2 protein-coding genes are annotated in these 2,212 nt (G+C 67.9%); one reads left to right on the top strand and one right to left on the bottom strand.

Annotated elements, in window-relative coordinates:
- On the bottom strand, positions 1-1,170 hold a 1,170-nt coding region (locus tag N5D48_RS26045; protein WP_279889009.1), incomplete at its 3' end, for an MFS transporter.
- Between the two features lie 108 nt (positions 1,171-1,278).
- On the opposite strand from N5D48_RS26045, the gene N5D48_RS26040 reads away from it, so the two are divergent.
- Positions 1,279-2,157 carry a LysR family transcriptional regulator gene (locus N5D48_RS26040; protein WP_279889007.1) on the top strand — a complete coding sequence of 293 codons (879 nt, stop codon included), beginning with the start codon at positions 1,279-1,281 and terminating at the stop codon, positions 2,155-2,157.
- Positions 2,158-2,212 lie beyond the last annotated feature (55 nt).

Below are 2,212 nucleotides of genomic sequence, written 5' to 3'. Positions count from 1 at the left end.
CTTCCCCCGCCTGCGCTCGGCCACCCCCCACACCACCAGCGCCAGCACGCCGATCACCAGCCCGGCCAGCACGATCCCGTTCCAGCCATGCGCTTCGAACAATTGCGTTCCCAGCAACGACCCCAGCGCGCCGCCGATGAAGTAACAGGTGATATACCCGGCATTGAGCCGCGTGCGTGCCTCGGGCCGCAGCGCGATCACCGCGTTCTGGTTGCTCACATGGATCAACTGCACCGCCAGGTCGAGCAGCAGCACCCCCACCAGCAGCGCCAGCAGCGAGCTCTGCGCGAAGCCCAGCGGCAACCACGACAGCAGCAGCGCCACCAGTCCCACCGTGGTCCCCAGCGGGCCCTTGCCGCGATCGGCCAGGCGCCCGGCCCAGTTGGCGGCCAGCGCGCCAACCGCCCCGGCCAGGCCGAACAGGCCGATCACCGCATCGGAGTAGTGATAGGGCGCGTCGCTCAGCAGGAACGCCAGTGGCGTCCAGAACAGCGCGAACAGGCTGAAGGCCAGCAAGCCCAGCAGCGAACGCAGGCGCAGCACCGGCTCCTCGACGAACAGGCGGAACACCGAGCCGATCAGCGCCGGGTATGTCAGCCCGGCATGGCTATGGTGGCGCGGGAGGTTGCGGTACAGGGCCAGGGCGGTGATCGCCATCAGCACTGCGGCCAGCACGTAGATGCTGCGCCAGCCCCCCAACTCGGCCATGAAGCCGGCGGCGGTGCGGGCCAGCAGGATGCCCAGCAGCAGGCCGCTCATCAGCGTGCCCACGGCCCGGCCGCGCTGCTCCGGCGGGCTGAGCGCGGCGGCCATCGGCACGAGCACCTGGGCCACCACCGAGAACAGTCCGGTCAAGGCGGTACCGAAGATCAACCAGGGCAGGCTCGGCGCGCAGGCGCTGATCACCAGGCCCGCGGTGGCGATCAGCACCATGGTCACGATCAGCCGGCGCTGTTCGAACAGGTCGCCCAGCGGCGCCAGCAATAGCAGCCCGGCGCCGTAGCTGAGCTGGGCGGCGATGACGATGGTGCCGGCACTGGCGGTGCTCAGGCCGAACTGCTGGGCGATGCTGTGCAGCAAGGGTTGCGCGTAGTAGTTGCTGGCCACGGCCAGGCCGGTGGCGGTGGCCATCAGCAGGATCAGGGCGCGACCGAGGGTCGGGGCGTTCATGGGCTGTCTCGTTGCAGGCAAGGTTGAATGACGACAAGTATCAGGAAGTGTCTGGCATGACGCCAATGTATAGTTTTCAACTTATCAATCTCTAAAGCAGATGGATCGATGAACCTCAAGCAGCTCGAATACGCCCTTGCCGTGGCCGATACCGGCAGTTTCACCCGCGCCGCCGAGCGCTGCCATGTGGTGCAGTCGGCGCTCAGTCACCAGGTGGCGCGGCTCGAAGCGCAGCTGGGGGTGAGCCTGTTCGAGCGCAGTTCGCGGCGCGTGCGCCTGACGCCGGCCGGCGAGGCGTTCGTGCTCAGCGCCCGGCCAGCGCTGGAGGCGACGCGACGAGTGGCCGAGGATGTGGCAGCGGCCTGCGGACAGGTCCGTGGGCGCTTGTCGATCGGTGAGATCAGTTCGCTCACCGCGCTCGACCTGGTCGATCTGCTGGCGGTGTTTCATCAACGCTTTCCGGATGTGGATGTGCGCTGGTTGACTGCCAAGAGCGAGCTGTTGATGGCCGACGTCTGCGAACGGCGCCTGGACGTGGGCTTCATCGGCTTGTGGCAGGGCGAGGTGCTGCAAGGCGTGCAGCATCGTCTGTTGGCGCGTGAGGAACTGGTGGCGGTGCTGCCGCCCGCTCATCGGTTGGCGGGCAGGGCGCAGCTGGCCCTGGCCGATCTGGCCGACGAGGTGCTGGTGGACTTTCCCGAGGGTACCGGGGCGCGCCGGCAGACTGACGAGGCGTTCCAGGCGGCGGGGTTGCGGCATCGGGTGCAGTTCGAGATCGGTCATATTCGTCTGGTGGAAAAGTTCGTCCAGCGCGCGATGGCGCTGGGGTTGGTGCCCGAGCGCATTGCCCGGGGCTTTCAAGGGGTGGCGGTGGTGCCGCTGGTGGATGCGCCGGTACGGCATCTGTACGCGGTCTGGTCGCCGAGCCCCACGCCCGCAGCGCGAGCTTTTCTCGATGTCATGGAGCAGAGCCTCCCTTCGACCTGATGCTCCCCTGTAGGAGCGGCCTTGCCGAGGCGTCGGACCGGTCGGAAAGGGCTGC

The sequence above is a fragment of the Pseudomonas sp. GD03858 genome (assembly GCF_029840925.1).
GTDB lineage: Bacteria > Pseudomonadota > Gammaproteobacteria > Pseudomonadales > Pseudomonadaceae > Aquipseudomonas.
The sequence above is the reverse complement of the archived record's forward strand: the minus strand, read 5'-3'. Positions and strand labels throughout refer to the sequence as shown.